The following is a 22,324-nucleotide window of genomic DNA, read 5'->3' on the forward strand; positions in this document are numbered from 1 at the left end:
TATTAGAATTACCTGTCTTGTTTTGTTATGATAGAAAATATAGCATCTATAGACATAATAGTGTTAATTCACTATAAAATGGCAAAAAAAACCCACCAGAGGCTTTCATTTAATCTCTTCCAGTTTGGCCGCTGAAAGATTAAATGAAATTCAATAGGCGGGATTTCTCATACTTGATAATTTAATTCATATTTTAACAGTTTGAATTACTTATTTCAAGAAGGAATCTCCGTTCAGAGCCTTACGGGTAAATGATTTGGAGGTTTTAATTTTGAAAGATGCTCGTCCTAATCTAAAGGGGGAAAATTATCCTCTTATCTATTACCGTCCTGTCAAAGAAGATCTAAAAATTGAAAAATCCAGGTGGTTAATAGACAAAACAGGTCAATTTAAAGAATTTTTTTATCATGATCCTGTAGTTAATAAAATCCTTTTTAATGAAGAGAAGGTTAAAGAATTTAGCTTAGATGGTTATGGTCAAAACATTGAATTCGAAGATCGGAATTTTACAATCATACATAACTACCTTATTCATTTTTGGCAGCACTTTCTTAAAGCAGATGGTTTGGCACTGTTTATCACACTTAAAAGCTATTGTATTGAGAAAGACTATTGCTGGCCAGCATTAAAGACTCTGCAGCTTCAGTGTTCTTTTGGTTCTGTAAACACTGTTAAAAGCAGGTTAAGTCTTTTAGAAAGATATGGATTTGTATTCAGATTTAACTGCATGTCTGCAGATGAGAAGAAAAAAAATATGGATGAAACTCCAATTTATAAAGTGAGAAGACGGGTGCCATTTCTTCCGAAGGAATTGTATGAAGAGCTTCCGGAGGAACTAAAGAGAAGGCATGATGACTTTATGGAAAAGTATATGTCTGTTTATAGCCCAGACAACCTTGGAAATGTCGTTAATTATGAAGGGATTTATGAGGACTTTATTGAACAGGGAGAAACGTTCCATAAGCCGGTAAAAAAGAGAAATGCCGCGGTACAAAAACATAAACTAGATATCAAAGAATCAATGACAACTGATGACTTGAATCTTACAAAGCAGGTATTGGAATACATACAAGCTAAAATTTCGAAACCATCTTTCGATACCTGGTTTAAAGATTCTTTATTTAAAAACCGTGATTCCGTGATTACACTTTATGCACAAAATAAATTTGCGGCTAGCTGGATTAATGATAGACATATAGATTTAATTACACAGGCGTTGAATGATTTAAATATTAATTTCTTAGATATCAAAATTATTTCTATTGAAGAGTAGAGGGATCATTTCCTCTACTCTTTTTCTATATAAATATATATATTAAAGTCTTTTTAAAGATTTATATTATTCGGCATCATCTTATGATGGGGGTGTAAACGCTAAAATAAAAGTTGACCACTTTAGCGCAATTCGCTAACCAAAAAGTTGACCACCCTTAACACCCAATCCCTTATCATAGAGTTTGTCGAGAACTTCATGATTCGGGAGGAAAAAAAGGATGTTAAAGATGGCTAATATAGAGCTTATCAGAAAATTGCACTTTAAAGAAGGTCGTTCTATACGACAATTAGCGAAAGATCTTACATTATCAAGACAAACCATTCGAAAAGCTTTACAACAGAATAAAATTCCAACCTATCAACGATCAAAGCCGGTTACCAACCCGGTCATCGACCCCGTTAAACCAATTATTATCCGATGGTTAACGGACGATGAAACAGCCCCCCTAAAACAGCGTCACAGTGCTGCTCAAATCCACAGACGCTTGGTGAAAGAATATGGCTTTAAAGGTGGAGAATCCACTGTACGCCGTTTTGTACGCCAATATAAGCAGCTCAAAGAAACTCCTAATTCCTCTATACCGTTGGAATTCGATCCCGGTGAATTTGCCCAATTTGATTGGGGGGAAATCATTGTGCTTTTAAATGGGATTGAAACGAAGGTAATGCTTTTTTGTATGAGACTTTTGTATAGCCGTAAGATTTTTGTAAAAGTGTTTCAGCATCAACGGCAGGAGGCGTTATTTCAAGGTCACGCAGATGCCTTTGATTATTTCGGTGGTGTCCCGAAAACGATTGTCTATGACAATATGAAAACAGCGGTAAAGAAGGTGTTAGAAGGGACCAAGCGTGAAGAACAGGAGGCCTTTATCCAGTTTCGATCATACTATCTTTTTGATGCCCAATTTTGTGCACCCGCAAAAGGAAATGAAAAAGGACAAGTAGAGAAACTAGTTCAAACAGCACGAGCTCAATTTTTAGTTCCCGTTCCACAGGTAAGTGACTTACAGGTACTTAATCACTATCTTTTAGAACAATGTGATGCCTATGAAGAAACCTATGTTCCAAAAACGAAAGAACAGGTGGGTGAACGATTTTTACTAGAGAAGCAACAGCTTCTGCCGATTATTGGTACTCATCCTTGCGCAAGGAAGGTAAGAGCCTCTGTCAACAGTCTTTCGCTTGTTAATTTTGAAACAAACGCCTACTCGGTACCTACTAGGTATGCCGGTCGGAAAGATGCACAAATAAATGCTTATGTAAATCACATTGAAATAAACATTGACGGAAACTGTGTAGCCAAACATGAGCGTTCATACGAAAAGCTTCAAGAAATTTTTGAAGTGGATCATTACTTGGATGAACTGGAGAGAAAACCAAGGGCCATCCAGCATGCGCGCCCAGTTCGAAGAGCTAATCTTCCACCAAGTTATCAAGAATTTTATAAGAGAAGTCTTTCAAAGTATGGGCATGGAAAAGAGTTTATTCAACTATTAAAACTCCATCGGGAGTTTACGATGGAAACAGTAGAAAGGGCAGTGGCAAGTTGTGTAAAAGAGCAGCTATATACAGCTGATAGTGTAAGGCATTATCTTTACCTCATGACTCAGCCGGAAGCAACAAAGCCAGCCCCAATAAAATATGAAATGGAGCAGTCCGTCACCGTCAAGGCTCCTACATTTAGCCCGTATGACCAACTATTACAGAAAGGGAGGTATATTCACTGAATACACACCATTATCAAATGGATGAATATCTAAAAAGGCTGCGCTTGCCGACTATACGTGAACAAGTTGACGCTTATTTGCGCGAAGCAAATGAGCAACAAATTACCTATGAAGAATTTCTCTTTCAATTATTATCGATTGAAATAGCTGAGCGAGAAATCAAAAAGAAAGAGTTAGCCAGAAAAAAGGCGCAATTCCCTGTACATAAGGACCTCCTCTCTTTTCAATTTGAGGAGGCTCCCCACGTACCAAAAAGACGCATTCTGGACATCTTTCAAGGAGAGTACATTCAGCAGAAAAGGAATGTCATTTTTATTGGGAACTCAGGTACAGGAAAGTCGCATTTATCAATTGCGTTAGGGGAAGAGGCGATTAATCAAGGCTATACTGTCAAATATTATACGGCCGCCCGCCTATCGAATGAACTGATGGAAGCCCAAGACGAAAAAAGGCTCCTCCAGTTGGAGAAACAATGGTTGGCTGCAGATGTCACGATTATTGATGAACTTGGCTATATCCCCTACCACCAGAGAGCAGCCGAATTACTGTTTCAATTTTTTTCTACTCGTTATGAAAGAGGAAGCATGATTATCACTAGCAATCGGGAGTTTAGCCGATGGGTAGAAGTTTTTCACGATGAACAGATGACCGCCGCCTTGTTAGATCGAGTGACTCACAAGGCCCACATTATCCCAATGAACGGAGAGAGTTATCGTCTCAAAGAAACATATTCGAAGTAACAAGAGGGTGGTCAACTTTTACATGAGCGACATGGTCAACTTTTGGGTTGACATTTACATGGGGGGGTGGGTCAGGAAATGACGCCCGGAAAATCCGCCTATCATTTCCTGACTGGCTAGGGTGTCATCTCCTGACAGGCGGATTTATTAACAAAATAGAGATTTCTTGTGGATAAGTCCGCCCGTCATTTCCTGATAGGCGTAGCCCGTCATTTCCTGACGGGTGGGGGTCATTTCATGATGGGTCCGCCTGTCATCTTATGATGGGTAGGTGTCATTCCTTGATGGGTAGTATTGTGGAATAATCTGAGATGAGTCACTTATCATTCTTGTCTAAATAGAAAACAAAGGATATAATACCAATATATTCATTTCATTTTTTTCATTTTATGGCAATCCTATGAGGATTAGCGGGTATTTTTAATCATTAGCAGCCTTTGCGGTTGATGGATAAATAGCTTTTTTATTGCTATTTTTTCAGAAACTTCAAGGGCTTTTTTGTGTTTTCAAAGCAATTGAAGATGGTCGTATTCAAAGAGAATGGGTTTCCTATTCTCTTTTTTATATATACACACTAAAAGATAGGGGCTGTTGTACATGGCAAATCGTCAAGGTAAGAGCAAGAGATGGAGCAAAGGAGGTCCAAGCGTTGAAGAAAGAGTAAAAGAACTTGTTTCTGTCCTGGATGAAGGTGTAAGAAACTTTGAATATTCTCCAGAAGAATTCAAAGCTCTTTTAGAAATGAAAGCACTGATGCCGAATTACTCTTTTAAAAACATTATGGTTGCTAAAACTCAATTTCCAAATGCCAGCTATATAGCGAGCTTCAAACGTTGGAATGAGTTAGGCCGCAATATCAAACTAGGTTCTAAAGCCATTAGAATCTTCAAGCCGAAATTCATAAAGGTGAAAGATGAACAAGGCAATGAAACCGGTGAAACACAGTTAGGTGGTTTCATAACTGTTCCAGTTTTCGCGCTTGAACAGACGGAAGGAGATCCGCTTCCTATTGATAAGGTGATTATAAAGCTTGAAGGCGATTCTGAGGCAGCTAGAGAGATTATTGAATATGCTGAACAGATTGCTGAAGAAGATAATTGTCCAATCAAATATGGAGACGCGCAAGGAGCCAATGGTTACTATAGCCGAGCAAACCATGAAATCGTCGTTAGTGACACTTTAAGTGTTAATCATAGATGCAAGACATTAGTACATGAATTGGTGCATTCAAAGGTGCATCGATATGATACTACGTCTTCTACATCGGAGAAGGAAGTTGTTGCAGAAGGAACAGCCTTTATTGTTTGTTCATTCTTCGGCTTAGACACATCAGATTATTCCTTCCGATATGTTAACTCATGGAGCAAACATGACCCCGATTCTCTTTTAAATTACGGATCTATGATTTGTGATATTTCAGGACGAATCATAAATGAGTTTAGAACTTTAATGGAAGCGAATAAACAGGAAAAAAATCTTCAAACAGCTTAGTTTTTTCTGAGAAAGGAAGTGCAGAACCAATGCACCAGGTTTCTTCTTTTCAATTAGAGGAGTACGCCAGCCAGAAGTTTTTCGTGGAGTATGTTGATTCCCTGCCTCTCGGAAGCTTGTTCAGAATCCATATGAGTAATGGTGTAATTCATAATCTGACTACCGGCTGTTATGACTCAATTGAAAAGGCAAGGCAAGAAGTTATTACGGCATTTAAAGAATTTTTAGATGGGAGCATTAATACGGATGATATTCATATTGGAGACTGAGTATGAAGATTTTTCGATAAAAGTCTACTATATCAACGAAGGTGACCACAATGGAAAGTTTCAAGCTCTTGTGAGCCCTCTATCTATCCAAACGACTTTTCAGGATACAGTAGGAGGAGCTATTGATCGTGCACTCTTAAAGATCCACAAACAGCTTAAAGAGTATGTTCATTAAGAAAACTATATAGGGAGGTGTATCCCTGCCTCATTTGAGATAGGGATCGCCAGCTGGCATACCTTATTCAATTTGGTGCAGGGAGTCAGCAGCATGGAATTAAATAAAGTGATTGAGACAGATGAAAACCCAAAGATGATTGAAATTTACCTGGAGCAGGCATGGCAAAGCGCTTTTTGTTACGCATTAGCGGTAGAGGAACCCAAGCATGAATGGCAAGGAGCTAAATTACTCATGACCATTATTGCTGGTAATGATTCTACTTTACAGGCTATGAAAGCTGCAGTCGATACCGGGAGTGGCGGTTTGTCTTTTGGGCAAGGGAAGAAAGATTTAACTGACTATAAATTTTCCCAAGAATTCCGTATGTACTCTGATAAAGGAAAGTATTCAAAGTTCCCAATTACTATTAATCAAAACCGAAAAGCGGTCGCAATTGTTCATGATGACCTGCTTGGAAACGGAGACTATATTCTTTCGTTCGATGCAGATCCCGGAGAAGGGCTAAGACAAATTTTAGGTGGCGGAAAGTATGGGCTTAATATTCTACCTGAATGGAAAGATATTATTCTAAATGAGTTCTTAAGAAGAGGGTGTATTGAGGAATTCAAGTTTTATTATGATTCCGCCCTTTTTCCTGATGGATTTTCCATCTATAAACTGAATTTTAGTGAGGAAACTGGAGAGCAGGAAGCGGATGATATTATTTCTGAAATGATTTCAAGTGGGATGCTGAAGTTTCCTAAAACAGGAACTGGTCAAGCAGTGGAATCCATAGAAGATTTGACACAGTATATGACAACCTTCATGGATGATATGGTCACAAAGGTAAGCAATAAAGTTACTCCAGGCCATGACCCAATGACAGACGCTATACACCCGCAAATCTCAACTTATAAGCGGGAACTTTTTCCTGTCCAATCTCATGTTACTACCGCGATCGCTAAAGTTTTGAAAAAGCAGAAGGTAGCTTTAATACAAGGTGAAATGAGCACGGGTAAATCAACCATGATGACAGCAATTCCTGATGTAGTTGCTGCTATGTCAAATAAAAAAGGGTATTTTGCTTGTCTAATGTGTCCCCCAAGCCTAACAAAAAAATGGCCGGAGGAAATAAAAGAAATTTTACCTCATGCTGATGTAAGAGTTATTGAACGGACAGAGCAACTCATTGAGTTTCATCGTAAATGGACCAGTCAAGGAAGGCCTAAGCCATTGAAACCAACATTCTTTGTCATTTCCTTTACAACAATGAGGGGCGATTGTGCGATGGTTCCTGCAGTTCGTTTTGATTATAAGAAAACGGTACTTCAAAGTGAGTCAAACTCCTTACCATATCGTTTTGGATACTATTGTCCAAGCTGCGGTAATGCACACCAGGTTATTGAATCTACTGCAGTGGAAACCAATGAGGATGGAGAGGAAGAAGAGGTTCAGAATAAACGGACGATGGATGAAGATGAATTTGGAACAAGCAGGCGACTTCATAATTCAAAAAATCCAGCCAATGCTTTTTGTTCTGAATGCGGTGAAAGTTTATGGACCAAGAAGGTACCTACTAGATACCAATCAATAAAAGACTGGTTTAAGTACGAAAGGCAGATTGAACATGCTTTAAAGCAGAATCAGCCTTTGGTCCAACAAATTCAGCTCTCCCAACCTGAGATTCCTAAGAAAGTCGGGAATCCAAGGAGAATCGCTTCTATTGAATACATCCGAAGGAAAATGAGATGGTTTTTTGATATTACTATCTGTGATGAAATCCATATGCTGAAATCTGGCATGTCAGCCCAGGGAAATTCACTAGGGAGCCTTGCAGCTGCTTCAAAGAAGCTTATAGGTGGTACAGGAACCCTTTTTGGAGGCAAGGTGCGCCCATAAGGGCATTTAGTAATTCGACTTTAGGCAAGTCGTAGGAGAGTAGAGGCATCGATTGTCTCCTATCATCTACTAATTTACTCGTGAGGGAAACTAATAACGGGGAACACAGCATATTAGGTGAAAAGCCATAAGTCACCAAGTTGTCATGATGCAACTGAATGGCAAGATGAAACCGAAACAGACGAGGATGAATGCTAAACTGCGTGAACGATAGCCAAAGGAGTCCTAGCGAAGACATAGACGGAAGACATCTATTAACGTCTATTGACCATATATTATCTAATAGCTTTGCCGTTAGGTAATTCTGCTTTATAAACAGCTTTTCCGTTTATAGAGTTATGCCTCAGTGGTCTTCCAACCCAAATAAAGGGTAAATGGCGAAAGTCGCATCCGACACTGGTTCAAGCCTATGTTACTAAATGTACTAAATGGGGATTGCCTAAGTTGGAGCGCCTGTAAAGGCTATGACACTTTAGGTGTCTGAATATCCAATATGGCAACAGAGAGTCCGTAGTAGTCGGAACTAGGGAAAGCCTAGTACATGGCGAAGGGACCAAGTTATCTAGTCCAGAACAAAATCAGGAAGGTGTGGAGACACTTTGAGAATCCCAAAAGTAGTTATGGACAACCTAGTTGAAATGTCCAAGAGAGATGAGAATTACGTTTTTGAACGTATATATCGAAATCTGTTTAATGAAGAATTCTTTTTAGAAGCTTACGCTAAGTTAGCCAAAAAGGAAGGAAACATGACAGAAGGAACTGACGGAAAAACCATTGATGGTATGAGCATCAGTAGAATTCAAAAACTTATTGAACAGTTAAAAGACGAAAGTTACCAACCTAAACCTTCGAGAAGAGAATATATCCCGAAGAAACCCACAGGCCAAAGACCTTTGGGGATTCCTTCCATGGATGACAAGTTAGTTCAAGAAGTAGCACGTAGAATCTTAGAAGGATTATATGAACCTATTTTTCGTGAATCTTCACACGGTTTTAGACCGAATCGGAGTTGCCAAACAGCTGTAGACAAGATCCAAAAAACGTTCACTGGGGTCAAATGGTTTGTTGACGGAGACATTAAAGGATTCTTCGACAATATAGAACACCATACTTTAATTAACTTGCTGAAAAAAAGAATTAAGGATGAGCGCTTTATCCGCCTTATCTGGAAATTCTTGAAAGCTGGATATTTAGAGGATTGGGTTTACCACAAGACTTTCAGTGGGACCCCTCAAGGCGGAGTAATTAGTCCGTTATTAGCAAATATATATCTTCATGAATTGGATAAGTATATGGAACAATATGCTGAACAATTCAATTTAGGTAAGAAAAGAAAAAGGACACATGAATACAGGGCGTTAGAATGGCAACTGACGAAAATGAAAAAATCGGATGAAGAATGGGCATTAATGTCTAGCAATGAGAAAAAGGAACATACGAAAGCTTACAAAACACTCATTAAGAAACGTAATGAGATGAATGCGACTGACCCGTTTGACCAAGGCTTCCGAAGAATTAATTATGTACGTTATGCTGATGATTTCCTAATTGGTGTAATTGGCAGTAAGGAAGATGCGGAAAAAATCAAACAGGACATTAAAACATTCTTGTCCAATAAGCTGAAACTTGAACTATCGGTAGAGAAAACCCTTATCACTCATGCTCATAAGGAGAAAGCTAGATTTCTAGGATTTGATATTGTAACAAGTTACAGTACACAACCAACTAGAAATAAAGATGGCAAGCTCCAAAGGCAAAACAATGGCAAGGTAAAACTCTATGTTCCGAAGGAAAAATGGGTAAATAAGCTTTTGGATAGAAATATCCTAAGAATAAATGGTAACAATTGGAAAATGATTCATAGACCTGAACTTATCAATAATGACGACCTTGAAATTATCAGCATCTACGATGCAGAACTTCGAGGATTCTATGAGTATTACAAGATAGCGAATAACGTGAGTGTGCTTAATAAAATGGCATATATCATGGAATACAGTATGTATAAAACATTCGCTAGAAAGTACAAAATCTCAGTTAGAAAAGTCATAGATAAATTTAGTGTTAATGGAGTATTCACTGTTCAATATGAAACGAAAAAAGGAATGAAGTCAAAAACACTCATTAGTTCTTTTACTAGAGTTGAAAAGGCTTCGACAGAGTCCAAAATCGATAATCTACCTAATGGTTGGGTGTACAGTGGCATTACAAGTCTAATTGACAGAATGAAAGCCCTCGTATGTGAATACTGTGGAGCAACTGATGTTGATTTGGAAATGCACCACGTCAGGAAACTAAAGGACTTGAAAAAGAAAAGAAGTCTACAAAAATGGGAAGTGATTATGATAGCCCGTAACCGCAGGCAGCTTGCTCTCTGCGCAAGAGGTCAAGGAAATGACTGTCATATGAAACTTCACAAAGGACAACTATAACTAAAAACTAGGAGATAATAGTGAGCCGTATGCTTGGAGACTTGCAAGTACGGTTCTGGGGGAGAGTTGGTGGAAACCTACTATAGTAATATAGCAAGGCACCGCCTTCTTATCCCGTTGCCGAGGATATTTACTATACACTTTGGCGCTTATTCCCACACCTTATGGTTGAGAACGGATACGCATTCAATGAAGTTCGGAAGTGGAATGAAGAGTATGGAAACATTGAAACGACTATTTACAATCAGGACGATAAAGGCGAGTACAGCAACAAGCAATCGCGAGGAGGTACCAGGAGAACAGAAAAGGTTCTTCCCGGTATATCACCATTTGTGTTCTCAAAGTTTCTTGTCCAAAACAGTGTGCTTGTCCGCTTAACAGATGTATGGCCAGACCCTGTGGAGTTGATCAATGTTCCTACAATTCTTGTAGATTTAGACGAGGATTTAAAGAAGCATTATAAAAACATGGTATCTACATTTGAATCAGCTATCGATGGACGAGATGACGGGCATAAGCTTTATCTTCCATTGACTCAAACAGGCATTGCATATCCAGATAACCCTTTCACCTATCCCCCATTCTCTATCAAAACAGAAGATGGGGACCGAGATTTAATTTGGAGCCCAGATGAATTTCCTAAAGAGCGAATACTTAACAAGGAAAAGAAGCTCCAGGAAATCATTAAGGGTGAGATAGAGGAAGGCAGGAAAAGTATTGTCTATGTTCGAGATACAGGTTCCAGTGTAGAAGGCAGAGATGTAAGGCCGCGTTTACAACACATTCTTGAGCAGGTTGGAGCAAAGGTATGTATCTTAGACACTTCTACCACGGCCACAAATAAGCGTAGTGAATGGCTAAAAAAGAAGATAGAAAAAGAGGGATGCGATGTTTGTATTGGTGCGACTTGTTGAGCAGCTAAGTCCTAGATGAAACTGCTCAGATTTACTCATTTGTAAATCTAACTCTTAAATCGAAGTGCGGAATGATGAATCCATGTTTTCTGAAACGCACTCACTAATACTCCTACGTGCAGTCCATAATGTTAGGTCTGGACTGTACGAAGCTAGGTGAAGTCGGTCGAATGTTACCGTTAATCAAACTGATGTTTGAACGAAAAATCCACACTTGGACGTAACAGATAGACCGGGTGTCTATAAAATATCTATGGTAAGAATGATGGATACTCATCTGACGAAGTTTCCGAATGTACGAGTCTATAAGACGACAACATCGAATGGGTGTTGGGTAACTATAGTTACGTGAGTTAGCGAAAAGTAAGAATCGATGCTATGAAATTCGTACATCAAACTATGGTGATGTAAACTCACAGGCTCAAAGGAACTACCTAAGGATATATGTACAGATAGATTTAAGGGAACAAGGGAAGCGGAAAACGTCAAAGAGAGCTAGCACTCGACGGTTACTATAAGGTGTCATTTCACCGAAATGTATTTATTTCCGTGAAAGTAGGGGCATGACCTTTGAAATCTTTGTAATGAAGAATGAGGAACAGCCCTAAGTCTACAAATAGTCAAAACAATATTCTAAGTTATATTGCAAAGGTCGAGTAAGAAAATGGGGATTCATTCCAAAGAAAGGAGTGAACCATTTGCAAACACAATTGAGGTATTGGGAATACTACGGTATGACCACAACATTTGAAGGTTTATATGGGGACTCTAAATCGGGAAAGACTTTTGATAGATTATACGAATTAATCATTTCAAGAGAGAACATCCTTCTTGCTTACCGAACTATAAAATCCAACAAAGGTTCACAAACTGCTGGATGTGATGGTAAGACTATCAATGACTTTAAGAGATTATCGGATGACGAACTGGTAAAACTGATTCAAACAAGGTTAAGCAATTATAGACCCAAAAAAGTCAGAAGAGTTTACATTCCGAAACCCAACGGAAAATTAAGACCTCTAGGAATACCTAGTATGAGCGACAGGATTATCCAACAAGCGTTTAAACAAGTGCTTGAACCTGTTTGTGAAGCCAAGTTCTACAACCATTCATATGGTTTTAGACCTTTACGTACTACTAAACACGCCATTGCTAGAACAAATTCCTTAATAAATATGAACAAATTACATTTCGCCGTTGACGTTGATATTGAAGGATTTTTCGATAATGTGAATCACTCTTTACTATTGAAGCAGCTCTGGAATATCGGTATTAAGGATAGAAAGGTATTGGCCATTATCAGCAAAATGCTAAAAGCAGAAATTGAAGGCGAAGGTATTCCAACCAAAGGGACTCCACAAGGCGGTATCTTATCCCCACTATTATCCAATGTGGTGTTAAATGACCTTGACCAATGGATCGCATCACAATGGGAATTCTTCAATACTGAACACACATACCGATTAACTCACAAATACCGAGCATTAAAGAAAACCAATCTTAAAGAAGGTTACATTGTGAGATATGCAGATGACTTCAAAATATTTTGTAGAGATAGAAACACAGCAACGAAATGGTTTCATGCTGTCAGACTTTATCTAAAAGACAGACTGAAATTAGACATCTCTCCTGAAAAATCAAAAATCGTAAATTTACGAAAGAAAAAATCAGAATTTCTAGGTATCGAACTGTATGTAGTCAAGAAAAAAGACAAAATGGTTGCTCAGTCAAAAGTATCCAAAAAGAACAAAGAGAAAATTGTTAAAGAAGGGCGCAAGAGAATCATTGAGATTCAAAAACACCCAACAGCGGATGTAGCGCAACTTTACAACTCATGGGTACTCGGGATACAGAATTACTACAGAACAGCAACCCTGGTCAACCTTGATTTTAACCTAATGGCTTTCAGGCTAAGTCAAACCTTAAAGCTTAGACTCGGTAAATGCAGCAAATATGGTAGGCCACAAGAACCGTCTGAAACATATAAACGCTTATATAATACCAATTACAAAACGTACAAAATTGGTAATGTTCATCTTTTTCCTATGTTTGATGTGAAGCACTCTAGTAGTATGAACTACTCGCAGAATGTTACACCGTTTACTAAGGAAGGGCGAACTATTATATATAGTAAACTCAAAGACAATATCTTGAATGAGATTAGCAGAATGCTAACCTCTTACCTACCAAATCAAAGTGTCGAATACTTTGATAATCGCATAAGCAGATACAGCATGAAAAATGGTCTATGTGAAATCACAGGCACCTTCCTAAAAGCGGAAGATGTGCACTGTCATCACTACAAGCCTAAGTCACTAAATGGAGATGATTCTTTCAATAATCTTCGAATCATTCATAAATTTGTACACGTGATTATTCATGCTTCGAATCTTGAAACCATTAATAAATACCGAGAAATTCTCAAATTAACAGATATAGAGATTAAAAGAATTAACAAATACCGAAAAGAGTGTAACTTAGAACCTATTGAGGTTTGAATAATAAACTACTGGCTATCGTAGATGGAACGCCGTATGAGGGGAAACTCTCACGTACGGTGTGAAGCGGGGGAAAAGGCAGAGATAATATCAAAGCCTTACCTATCGCTATTGTCACAGGAGCTTGTACAGGTAGGTCTTGACCTATTATGTACACCTACCCTCATTTTCTACCAATTTAGTTGGAGCTTATTCACGATTAATCAAGCTGCTAGAAGAGCATGGCGGATCGGACAAACGGAAGAGTGTCGTCTTTATTACTTAGCCGTGCGCCCATAAGGTGCATTAATGAATCGGGAATGACACCCCGTAGGAATGAATCCAATTTTCCTATCACCGGTCACTTACTTTCATTGGGAAACCAATGAGGGGACTGTAGCATGTGATTAAAGAGCAAGTCATCTAGTTGTCATGATGCGACTGAGCTTTGGTGAAATGTTGTAAATGAGGATGAAAGCTAGACTGCTTGAAGAATGGCCTGAGCAGCCCTTATAGAAGGCATAGGCGCAAGACAATTACAAGGAGCGTCTATGGAATGTGACACATGAGGTTAGGCTAGACTCATGCGATGTAGGATTCCACATTCCGGCAAACTCAATCAGAGAATAAAAGGCGAAAGTTCCATCCGACATTACAACAATGTCATGTCATTAATGTAACTAAATGGGGATTACCTAAACGGGAATGCCTTTAAAACGGCTATTGGTTATAGATCTGAATATCCCGCATGGTAACGGAGCCTTCGTAGTAGTCCGAAATAGGGAAAGCCTATTACATGGCGAAGGAAGGCAGTTTACCAGTCCAATAAGAATATGGGGAGGTTCGAGAGGAACCATGAGAAATCCAGAAGTACTATTGGGTAACCTGAAAAAGCATTCGAGTGATGAGAATTATAAGTATCAGCAGTTATACAGGAACCTTTACAATAGGGAATTTTTGCTATTTGCTTATCAGAATACAAGTGGAAATGCAGGAGCTATGACTCCAGGTGTTGACGGTAAGACTGTCAGTGAAATGAGCCTGGAGAGATTAGAACAGCTAATAGCTAGACTTAAAAACTCTTCCTACGAGCCTAATCCTGTCAGACGTACACATATTCCGAAGAAAAATGGTGGAAAAAGACCATTAGGATTGCCGTCAACAGATGACAAGGTAGTTCAAGAAGCAGTCAGAATGATGCTTGAAGCAATCTATGAAGGATGCTTTACTGATACATCACATGGATTTAGGCCTAACCGTAGTTGCCACACCGCACTATCTCATCTAAAAGCAAACTTCACTGGTACAAAGTGGTTTGTTGAAGGAGATATAAAGGGGTTCTTTGATAATATTGATCATCACATCTTAGTTAATTTTCTGAGGAAAAGGGTTAGGGACGAGCGTTTCATCGACCTAATCTGGAAGTTCCTTAGAGCAGGGTATGTGGAGGATTGGAAATGGAATAAGACATATAGTGGTGCACCTCAAGGGGGTATCATTAGTCCGATTCTTTCTAACGTCTACCTCAATGAATTAGACAAATTTATGATTAGATTTGCTAACTCATTCAACAAAGGTACCGAAAGGAAAAAGTTTCGTCCATACTTGAATGCTCAGCAGAATGTCCTTAGAAATAAAAAGAAGTTAAGAGAGAAAGCTCACTTGATGAGTGATGATGAAAAGATACAAATCAAAGAGAAAATCAGACACTACGAAAATGAATGGCGATCTATGTCTGCTATGGATCCAATGGATTCTAACTACAGAAGAATTCGGTATGTTCGATATGCTGATGATTTTATAGTCGGAGTTATTGGTAGTAAAGCGGATGCGGAATCGGTAAAGCAGGAGATAACAAACTTCCTTTTTAGCGAGCTAAAACTTGAACTTTCACAAGATAAGACACTTATAACACATAACACCAAAGAAGCAACATTCTTAGGATATGTGATAACCGTCTATCAACCATCTGCTGATAGTAAAAAATACAGCGGACTTATAAAACTAGAAATGCCTAGAGAAAGCTGGGTTAAAAAACTTCAACAATATCAGGCTATCGATATGACACAAAAGAGATGGAAGTCAACTCACAGGGCATATCTTGTACCCCTTGAAGACATCGAAATAGTAAGCACTTATAATGCTGAAATTCGTGGTCTCTACACTTACTACAAACTTGCAGTAAATGTCGGGTACGAAATGAACAAATTCTACTTCTTCATGAAGTGGAGCTTCCTGAAAACTATGGCTAATAAATATCGTTCAAAGGTCTCTGAGCAACATAGAAAATTTCACAGCAATGGTAGACTTATCATTCGCTATGAAACTAAAAAGGGACTAAAAGAGCGAGCATTCTATGATGAAGGTTTCAAACGGAACAAGTCTCTTGTATCCGCTGGAAACTCGAACATCGATAGATTAGCCGATACGTTTAACTTTAATAGTATAAATAGCTTTGGTAGCAGGATTAAAGCGAAGGTTTGTGAAGCATGTGGGGCGACTAATAAGCCTCTACAAATGCATCACACTAAGCGCCTTAAGGATTTGAAGGGGAAAAATCTCACTCGAATTGAGTTTCTGATGATTGCCAGAAACAGAAAAACAGTTGCAGTTTGTGAAGACTGCCATCTTAAATATCATCACGGCAACCACAAATACTAACAAATACAGGGGTAAATGGAGAGCCGTATACATTGAGAGGTGTACGTACGGTTCGGAGGGGAGTACGGAGAAATCTACTTGCGTAAGCAAATAAGGCGCTCCGTGCTTACCCTACTATAAAGAAACTTTCCAAGAACAAATGGCTACCTTGATAGCTCAGAAGAATAAAGCTGCCGGTGCCATAAACGGAGAAGTAAGTTCAGATGGGCTTAATGCAATGTTGGGAGATGAAGGAGACCTGCAGTCCATGCTGATTGAGTCCATTAAAAAAGGAAAAGTGCTTAAGGGCTCTACCGAGGAATGGACGGCAGAAGCTTCTGATCGTGCAAGAGAAATCTTAGCAAGTATCGGAAAGAAAAAGAAAATGGGCAAATCACCAAAAGAACAATTTATTGCCTGGGTTAATCAGCAAGTTTCCGCGGATTCCTCTAAAAACGTCCTTATCCGGAAAGCGGCAACTATTACAAGCCATATTGCAGATGGCAAGGTCAATGGGTTTATGTTTACCAATCAAATCCTGGAAGTAGATTTAGTAGAAGCTTTTGGATTCGATTGTATTCAAGATGGGGAAATCGTGGCTTACTTAACGGAATATGAAAGAGCAAAATTTGCAGAAACAGCTGAGCAAATATCAATATTCGAAGTTAATGTTGAAAAAAATACAAAAACAAAGAAGAAGCGAACAGCCGCGGTAAGTGGGCAGCTGGCGTTTGATCTTTTTTAGGAGGAGGCACTTATGTCAATTTTAATAACTTGGGATTGGGCTGTTTATTTTTATTGGTTTCTTGAAAGTTATTTTTATGTACGGGTAGAGGAAATAAAGGTTTTACATTACACCGTGGATGATGACTATTCATTTTCTAGCGAGGATTGTACAAACTTGGCAGAAGTTATTCCTATAACAACTGCGAAGTCTACAGCGAATGCGGTAGAGGAACCATTAATTCTAAAACCAGCATTAAATGAGGAATCAGAAGAATTATTTATACAGATTGAAAAAGAGATAACAGCTGTTGATGAAGGTGATATTTGTCACCTCCAATATGAATCTGGTGAATTACTATTAGGTGGTGTCAGCCAAGAAGCGGAACAAGAAGAAATTTTCGTTTCTGAATGGATAGAGGACGACGACCTGGATGAAGATTGTATTCATATGAATGACTTAATGATTGAACAGGCAACACCCTCACAAAATGGTTTTGAATCATTTGCCTCTGCAAAAATTATGGATTGCCTAGAAGGTGCACAACAATGGGTAGTTTCTGTAGTTGGTATTGAAGAAAACTATATCCATATTTCAGACGGAAAAAGGCTTTGGGTAAATGTGGGGGAAAAAGCAAAAAAAATAGGCAATGGGGATATTCTCATTCTAGATGTAGTAAGGACTGGTAAGGAAATCAGTGTACAAAACCTAGTAAGAGTTGAAGCATCTGTGTCAGAGGAATACATGATTCCAGATGAAGAGCATCTTATTCAAGACGATAGAGTACTAGCAATATAAGAACTCCAAAAGAGCGACTTTTGTCGCCTTTTGGTCCAAGCCTGGGTGCAAAACCTTGGTTTGGACCAAAAGAATAATTCTTTTGGTAATAAAGACCCTCGTATTTTACATTTTTAGATAAGATAATCAGATTTTCGACACTTTTCGACAGAGAGGATGAGTCTATTGTAATATAATAATGGCAGTTTTAGTTTTACTTGGAAATGTTTTCATTAATAGCTTTTTTTATCCAAAATATAGAGATTGAGAATATATGGAGATTTATAAAGGATTTTAAATTAAGGCTTAGCTACAATAAATGAGAGGAGATTTATCCAATGATAATTCAACGGTTAGGCGAAAAGCAAATTTTAGAAATAAAGCAAGAAATTAAGAAAAAACAAATTGGACTAAATAAACTGCATATCAATTTCAGGTTTGTCAAAGGGGAGTTATACATCAATGCGATGGGGGTAGAAGGAATACCTCAAACAGAAGAATATTATGAATCAATTGAAGATAACCTAACCTATGTAGATTTAGCTTGGTTGACCCCACTAAGTAACCATTTAAATGTAAACCTGGATGCTTCTATAGCAGTAAACCCGGATGGATCCTTTGAACATAATAGTATTGATCTAGAATTACATACAGCTCTTCCAAGTGAAGTTCAAGATAATCATAGAATACTAAGTTATGTTACGCCACTGTTTAAGAAACTAATTCCATTTAGAGCGTTTCTTACCCAGATTGAATTTGGATGGCATAATTACCGATTAAGCAATATTCGATTTAAGTTGAACTTGGATGGTAAAAAGGTTAATACCATTTTAAGCAATGAGCAAACTGTTAACACACAGGTTCTTGGTCAATGGCTATCTTCTCTTTCTCAAGTGCTGGATTACAATCAAGGAAGGTACAAGCACTTAGTGGACCTTCCAATCATTAATGGCCGAATTAGTACAGCAACTTTTGAAACGGGCCTTTGCTTCCGCTTTGATGGAAAAGGGAAAAGAAGATGGTCTTAAAATTTCGTTTCCTATTACTACTCTTTGCTTTAGTGATTTTGATACCCTCTGCTGCAAGCGCAAGTCCGTTGCAGCAGAGTAACGGTATCACATTAAATGAACAGCTCAATGTTTGGTCTACGAATCTAAATAATACTGCACCAAAAATATCCTTTTTGTTCTCTGCCATATTTACAATAATGTTTCTATTTGGAGTGGTTAGGCTAGGTTACTCAATTGTTACTAAGACTGGCCAGGTGATGAAAGGATCCACCGGGCTTTTAATCTGGGTTCCAATCACTTTCTTTTTCATCAGAATTTTAATACTATTATTATTTACAACAAATAGTGAAAATGTTACACTACTCGCAAGTGATTTTATTCAGTTAATCTCTGCTGCCAGTCACTCTACTGTTGATTGGATGATATCAATTGGATTAGTATTTTATCTATTTTATCACTTGATAAAACATCCTGAATTCGGCAGGTGGAGCAAAAGAATGTGGGTCTTTGCTGGCGGATTAACCTTATTGACGTTTATTTCTCCAATTGTATTAGGTGCTGTATAACAAGCTATTAGGAAAAGGGTGAATGCCATGTTAAAACTTGTAATAGATAATAGTAAAAAGCAAGTAAATCCTGCAGCGGTAACATGCCGGACATCGTGTGACCTATTTGATGAACTTACAGAAACTTGTTCGATCAGTCAAAACGTAAATGTCGATAGTTCTTACGAGGCAGCCAGGTGCGGCTTTTTCTTATCTAGAGATATAATGGCCTCTCCCCCACTAAAAAATAATCATATTGGCTTTAAATTCTCACTAATAGAAGAAGAAGATGATTATTTATTGGACGATCCGAATATGTTTCATGAATTAATCGGAAAGCCGGTACAAAAGGAAAAGTATACATATCCAAATGAGCCTGACTTTCCAGCTCAAAGAGAAGACGCCAGATGGTCTGTATCTTCTTGTGGTACTTACGGTTGCTGGATAGTCAATTTGTGCAAAAAACCATTGCTACATCCAAAAAGCCTTGAAAATGCAGTAAAAGGCTGGACTTCAAAAGTATATAAGTCCCCAATTCCACTGCACGATCACAAATCTTCTCTCACTTTGGCCTCCAAAGTCGCGTGGATTATAGACGCAGAAGGATACGGGCAGTATGGATTACTAATTAACGGCCAAATTTCTTCAATTTCATCTCCTAAACCGGTAAATTGGACGAAGTGATATTGATAATTATGCATAAGTATTGATATAATTAAATCAAACAAAATAAATAAAGGGACCACCCTGTTGTAAATGCATACATCTACTTGTATGCACTTTTACAGCAGGGTTTTTTTATGTAGGAGGGGAGATAGTGAACAGAGATACCATTTTGGTGATACATGAAAAGTCACCGTTTCAGGATGGGTTGGTTAAGCTAATTGATCTGAAGTTTGGACATTTGTTCAAAGTTATTAAAACGGAGACTAGTAAATTACAACTTTATGAAAATGGTTGTGTTCCCAAACTAATTATTCTTGAAAAAGTAATTAATCCAAAGACAGTTGAGTTTCTAATCAAAATGAAGAATATGGGTTCCAAATTAATATTAGTTACTTTAGATGCTTCAGAAATAACTGAATTAGAGTTAAACCTTTTTAACGCGTTTCTTGTTAAGAATATGCGTACTTCAGAAATGCTGAAAGTCATGGAAGATTTACTGGATTATAAAGAAAGCTATGTGCACCCAGACTTTGGTGATATATTTTTGAAGAAGTTAATAAACGCATAATTAAATTGGGAAAATATATAAGAAAATACTTGTTTTTAGTGTAATTTATGTTATATTTATTTGTAATTCAAACACTAGAGATGAGGGGTTTTTAATGAAAAAAACTGTCGCAATTTTCGGAGGATCTCAAGAGGCTACGTACAAGCGAATAGGACAAAAAAATAACGTAAACATTATCTTCCATAGTGGTAAAACAAGAAACGGAGGTAACAAAAAGGAGTTCAAAACGCTAGTAAAGAAGGCAGATTGTGTAGTCGTATTACTAGGTGCAGTTGGACACGTAAGTATGGATATTGTAAAAGAAGTTTGTAAAGATCTTGGTAAAGATGTGCTTTATCATAATGGGTTTGGTGCTTCTGGCGCTATTCAAAGGTGTGTAGAACACTTAAACACCGCAGCTTAAGAGGAGACATGACTAGTATGATTTCAGTAAATGTTAAAGAGCTAACTCAAGGAGAATTATTGTTGATTGAAACTTTGCGGAATCTTGAAGATCCTGATGAGTTGGTTCGCGCCTGTTGTGATGTTCAATCAATCAATATCAAGAATTGCTTGTTAAATATAGCTGCAGAAAAACTTAAAGGCATTTGTTGAATAAATGATTAACCGGAGGATTTGCTAATGTCTGATAATGGTGGGAAAAAGGCTTACATAGTTTTAGGGGTTTTATTAGGAGCCTTAAACATTACCGGATGTAATTATGCCTGGAACAGAATTTAATGATAACCATGAAGCATTTTCAAATACGGCTTAACTTAATAAAATATAGCTTATTCTTCGTATATTAGGGGGGAGAGAAAATTGGATCAGCTTCAGTATCAAAAGAAAATTATAAGAGAGGAATATGGAGACCTAAAAAAGCCGGCTGAAGAAGAAACAGTTAAAAAAGAATCCCTTATTTCCAGGCCAAAAAGGAGTAATAATCAATTTCTTTTTAGGAAGGGAGGAAGGGTCTGATGGGGAAAGCACTCATTTGCGCTGAAAAGCCCAGTCAAGCAAAAGCGCTTGCTGCTTCATTTCCTAATGAAAATATGAAAAATCACACCAACGTGATTCTACATTTTTACTCTACGAATACGTAGGACCAATATTCAAATTTCGTTGCGGATTCATTCTTTCCTGTGTCTCACAGGCTTGTAATCTTTGTATGGGTTCGCGAGACCTTTTCTTAAATATATAAGTGTAGGCTGTTAATTGTCATGAACTGCATGATTTCGAGGGGAGAGTTAAAGGTTTTAGCATCCAGGCTTTGTTCAGAAATGCTCATTTTTCATACCCATTTCATCCATCAAATTGCAACAGGCTATATCAACTTTCGAAATATTGAGATTATGTATGGGGAATTTTGTTGATGGAAATCGATTTTTGAAAAAGGATCCTAGTAAGAAAAATGCACCAAAAAAGAAGCCCGTGAAGCGTAGAGGCCCAAGGGTTAGGGGAAACTTAATATTTTTAATGATACAGGTTCTAACTGAACTCAGTGCTTCCTGGTGCATTTTTGGTAGACAGGTTTTCCTTAAAATTTGTTATTTTTCCTTAAAACAGTAACAATAATACGTAAAAAATACTCATGTAATCCATTTAAACGTTGAAAAATATGCGAGAGATATCATTATTAAAGATTTTTTCATGCTGATTTGCCCCTTGCTGGATTTATTCTTCTAACAACTCAGGACGAATAACCGCAGGTACTGGATAAGGATCTGGGTACGGGTATAAATATCCGTAATATATGTATATCCCTCCCATATGTGATCCATCACTTGTAAGGTAGCCACGATATTGTACACCGTTGTCTGTCACTGAATAGTATTTATAACGGCCAGTATAAGTCATCGATTCCAATCTAAAATATTTTCTAGCTGCTGCTAAAGTAGTAGACTCCGTTATCAACCTGTCTGGACTAGGTGAAGTACTTATAGTACTTGCCCCCGCACCTGTTGGGACATTCAAACAAAGTGATGCTGCAAAAGCAAAAGATACCAATTTCAAAGATTTCTTCATTTTTCCACT

21 protein-coding genes and 1 pseudogene are annotated in these 22,324 nt (G+C 38.0%); 21 read left to right on the plus strand and 1 reads right to left on the minus strand.

Annotated elements, in window-relative coordinates; all coding sequences use genetic code 11:
• The first annotated feature begins 271 nt into the window (after positions 1 to 271).
• The 21 genes and pseudogenes from A361_RS28790 (at position 272) to A361_RS30365 (ending at position 21,859) form a co-directional block, all read left to right on the plus strand.
• Positions 272 to 1,273, plus strand: a complete 1,002-nt coding sequence (locus A361_RS28790) for a DnaA N-terminal domain-containing protein (protein WP_019379586.1) — start codon at positions 272 to 274, stop codon at positions 1,271 to 1,273.
• 220 nt (positions 1,274 to 1,493) lie between these two features.
• Positions 1,494 to 3,002, plus strand: coding sequence for an IS21 family transposase (istA, locus tag A361_RS28795; RefSeq protein ID WP_019380290.1), 1,509 nt, complete (start codon positions 1,494 to 1,496; stop codon positions 3,000 to 3,002).
• Between the two features lie 17 nt (positions 3,003 to 3,019).
• Positions 3,020 to 3,742: an IS21-like element helper ATPase IstB gene (istB, locus tag A361_RS28800; RefSeq protein WP_019380289.1), complete on the plus strand. Its 723-nt coding sequence runs from the start codon at positions 3,020 to 3,022 to the stop codon at positions 3,740 to 3,742.
• 597 nt (positions 3,743 to 4,339) lie between these two features.
• The gene (locus A361_RS28805; RefSeq protein ID WP_019379886.1) at positions 4,340 to 5,233 is read left to right on the plus strand and encodes an ArdC-like ssDNA-binding domain-containing protein; all 894 of its coding nucleotides are present in this window, start codon (positions 4,340 to 4,342) and stop codon (positions 5,231 to 5,233) included.
• Between the two features lie 29 nt (positions 5,234 to 5,262).
• Positions 5,263 to 5,502, plus strand: a complete 240-nt coding sequence (locus A361_RS28810; protein ID WP_019379887.1) for a hypothetical protein — start codon at positions 5,263 to 5,265, stop codon at positions 5,500 to 5,502.
• Positions 5,492 to 5,677 carry a hypothetical protein gene (locus A361_RS28815; RefSeq protein ID WP_236888100.1) on the plus strand — a complete coding sequence of 62 codons (186 nt, stop codon included), beginning with the start codon at positions 5,492 to 5,494 and terminating at the stop codon, positions 5,675 to 5,677. The genes A361_RS28810 and A361_RS28815 overlap by 11 nt, the downstream gene beginning before the upstream one ends.
• Before the next feature lie 93 nt (positions 5,678 to 5,770).
• The gene (locus A361_RS28820) at positions 5,771 to 7,558 is read left to right on the plus strand and encodes a DEAD/DEAH box helicase family protein (RefSeq protein ID WP_019379889.1); all 1,788 of its coding nucleotides are present in this window, start codon (positions 5,771 to 5,773) and stop codon (positions 7,556 to 7,558) included.
• Between the two features lie 599 nt (positions 7,559 to 8,157).
• Positions 8,158 to 9,990: a reverse transcriptase/maturase family protein gene (locus A361_RS28825; protein ID WP_019379890.1), complete on the plus strand. Its 1,833-nt coding sequence runs from the start codon at positions 8,158 to 8,160 to the stop codon at positions 9,988 to 9,990.
• 164 nt (positions 9,991 to 10,154) lie between these two features.
• Positions 10,155 to 10,904, plus strand: coding sequence for a hypothetical protein (locus tag A361_RS28830; RefSeq protein WP_019379891.1), 750 nt, complete (start codon positions 10,155 to 10,157; stop codon positions 10,902 to 10,904).
• A 698-nt stretch (positions 10,905 to 11,602) separates the two neighbouring features.
• A complete protein-coding gene (ltrA, locus tag A361_RS28835; RefSeq protein ID WP_019379892.1) occupies positions 11,603 to 13,402 on the plus strand; it encodes a group II intron reverse transcriptase/maturase in 1,800 nt (599 codons plus the stop codon).
• Between the two features lie 111 nt (positions 13,403 to 13,513).
• Positions 13,514 to 13,675: pseudogene (locus tag A361_RS31570) on the plus strand (helicase); the annotation flags it as partial.
• A 561-nt stretch (positions 13,676 to 14,236) separates the two neighbouring features.
• Positions 14,237 to 16,042: a reverse transcriptase/maturase family protein gene (locus A361_RS28840; RefSeq protein ID WP_019379893.1), complete on the plus strand. Its 1,806-nt coding sequence runs from the start codon at positions 14,237 to 14,239 to the stop codon at positions 16,040 to 16,042.
• Between the two features lie 139 nt (positions 16,043 to 16,181).
• Positions 16,182 to 16,766 carry a hypothetical protein gene (locus tag A361_RS28845; protein WP_033196465.1) on the plus strand — a complete coding sequence of 195 codons (585 nt, stop codon included), beginning with the start codon at positions 16,182 to 16,184 and terminating at the stop codon, positions 16,764 to 16,766.
• Between the two features lie 12 nt (positions 16,767 to 16,778).
• Entirely contained in the window at positions 16,779 to 17,543 is a 765-nt protein-coding gene (locus tag A361_RS28850) for a hypothetical protein (protein ID WP_019379895.1), read from the plus strand.
• Positions 17,544 to 17,860: 317 nt separating this feature from the next.
• Complete coding sequence (locus A361_RS28855; protein WP_009336449.1) at positions 17,861 to 18,550, plus strand: hypothetical protein; 690 nt, start codon at positions 17,861 to 17,863, stop codon at positions 18,548 to 18,550.
• Positions 18,541 to 19,098 (plus strand): hypothetical protein, encoded by a 558-nt coding sequence (locus A361_RS28860; RefSeq protein ID WP_019379896.1) that lies wholly within the window; start codon positions 18,541 to 18,543, stop codon positions 19,096 to 19,098. Before A361_RS28855 ends, A361_RS28860 begins: the two co-directional genes overlap by 10 nt.
• Positions 19,099 to 19,125: 27 nt before the next feature.
• Complete coding sequence (locus A361_RS28865; RefSeq protein WP_019379897.1) at positions 19,126 to 19,761, plus strand: hypothetical protein; 636 nt, start codon at positions 19,126 to 19,128, stop codon at positions 19,759 to 19,761.
• 133 nt (positions 19,762 to 19,894) lie between these two features.
• Positions 19,895 to 20,311: a hypothetical protein gene (locus tag A361_RS28870; RefSeq protein ID WP_019379898.1), complete on the plus strand. Its 417-nt coding sequence runs from the start codon at positions 19,895 to 19,897 to the stop codon at positions 20,309 to 20,311.
• 94 nt (positions 20,312 to 20,405) lie between these two features.
• Positions 20,406 to 20,714, plus strand: a complete 309-nt coding sequence (locus tag A361_RS28875) for a DUF2325 domain-containing protein (RefSeq protein ID WP_019379899.1) — start codon at positions 20,406 to 20,408, stop codon at positions 20,712 to 20,714.
• A gap of 17 nt (positions 20,715 to 20,731) precedes the next feature.
• A complete protein-coding gene (locus A361_RS30160) occupies positions 20,732 to 20,905 on the plus strand; it encodes a hypothetical protein (protein ID WP_019379900.1) in 174 nt (57 codons plus the stop codon).
• A 741-nt stretch (positions 20,906 to 21,646) separates the two neighbouring features.
• The gene (locus A361_RS30365; RefSeq protein WP_019379904.1) at positions 21,647 to 21,859 is read left to right on the plus strand and encodes a hypothetical protein; all 213 of its coding nucleotides are present in this window, start codon (positions 21,647 to 21,649) and stop codon (positions 21,857 to 21,859) included.
• 105 nt (positions 21,860 to 21,964) lie between these two features.
• On the opposite strand, the gene A361_RS28885 is transcribed toward A361_RS30365, so the two are convergent.
• Positions 21,965 to 22,315, minus strand: a complete 351-nt coding sequence (locus A361_RS28885) for a hypothetical protein (protein WP_019379905.1) — start codon at positions 22,313 to 22,315, stop codon at positions 21,965 to 21,967.
• Positions 22,316 to 22,324: the final 9 nt, after the last annotated feature.

The organism is Cytobacillus oceanisediminis 2691, assembly GCF_000294775.2.
Classification (GTDB): domain Bacteria; phylum Bacillota; class Bacilli; order Bacillales; family Cytobacillaceae; genus Cytobacillus; species Cytobacillus pseudoceanisediminis.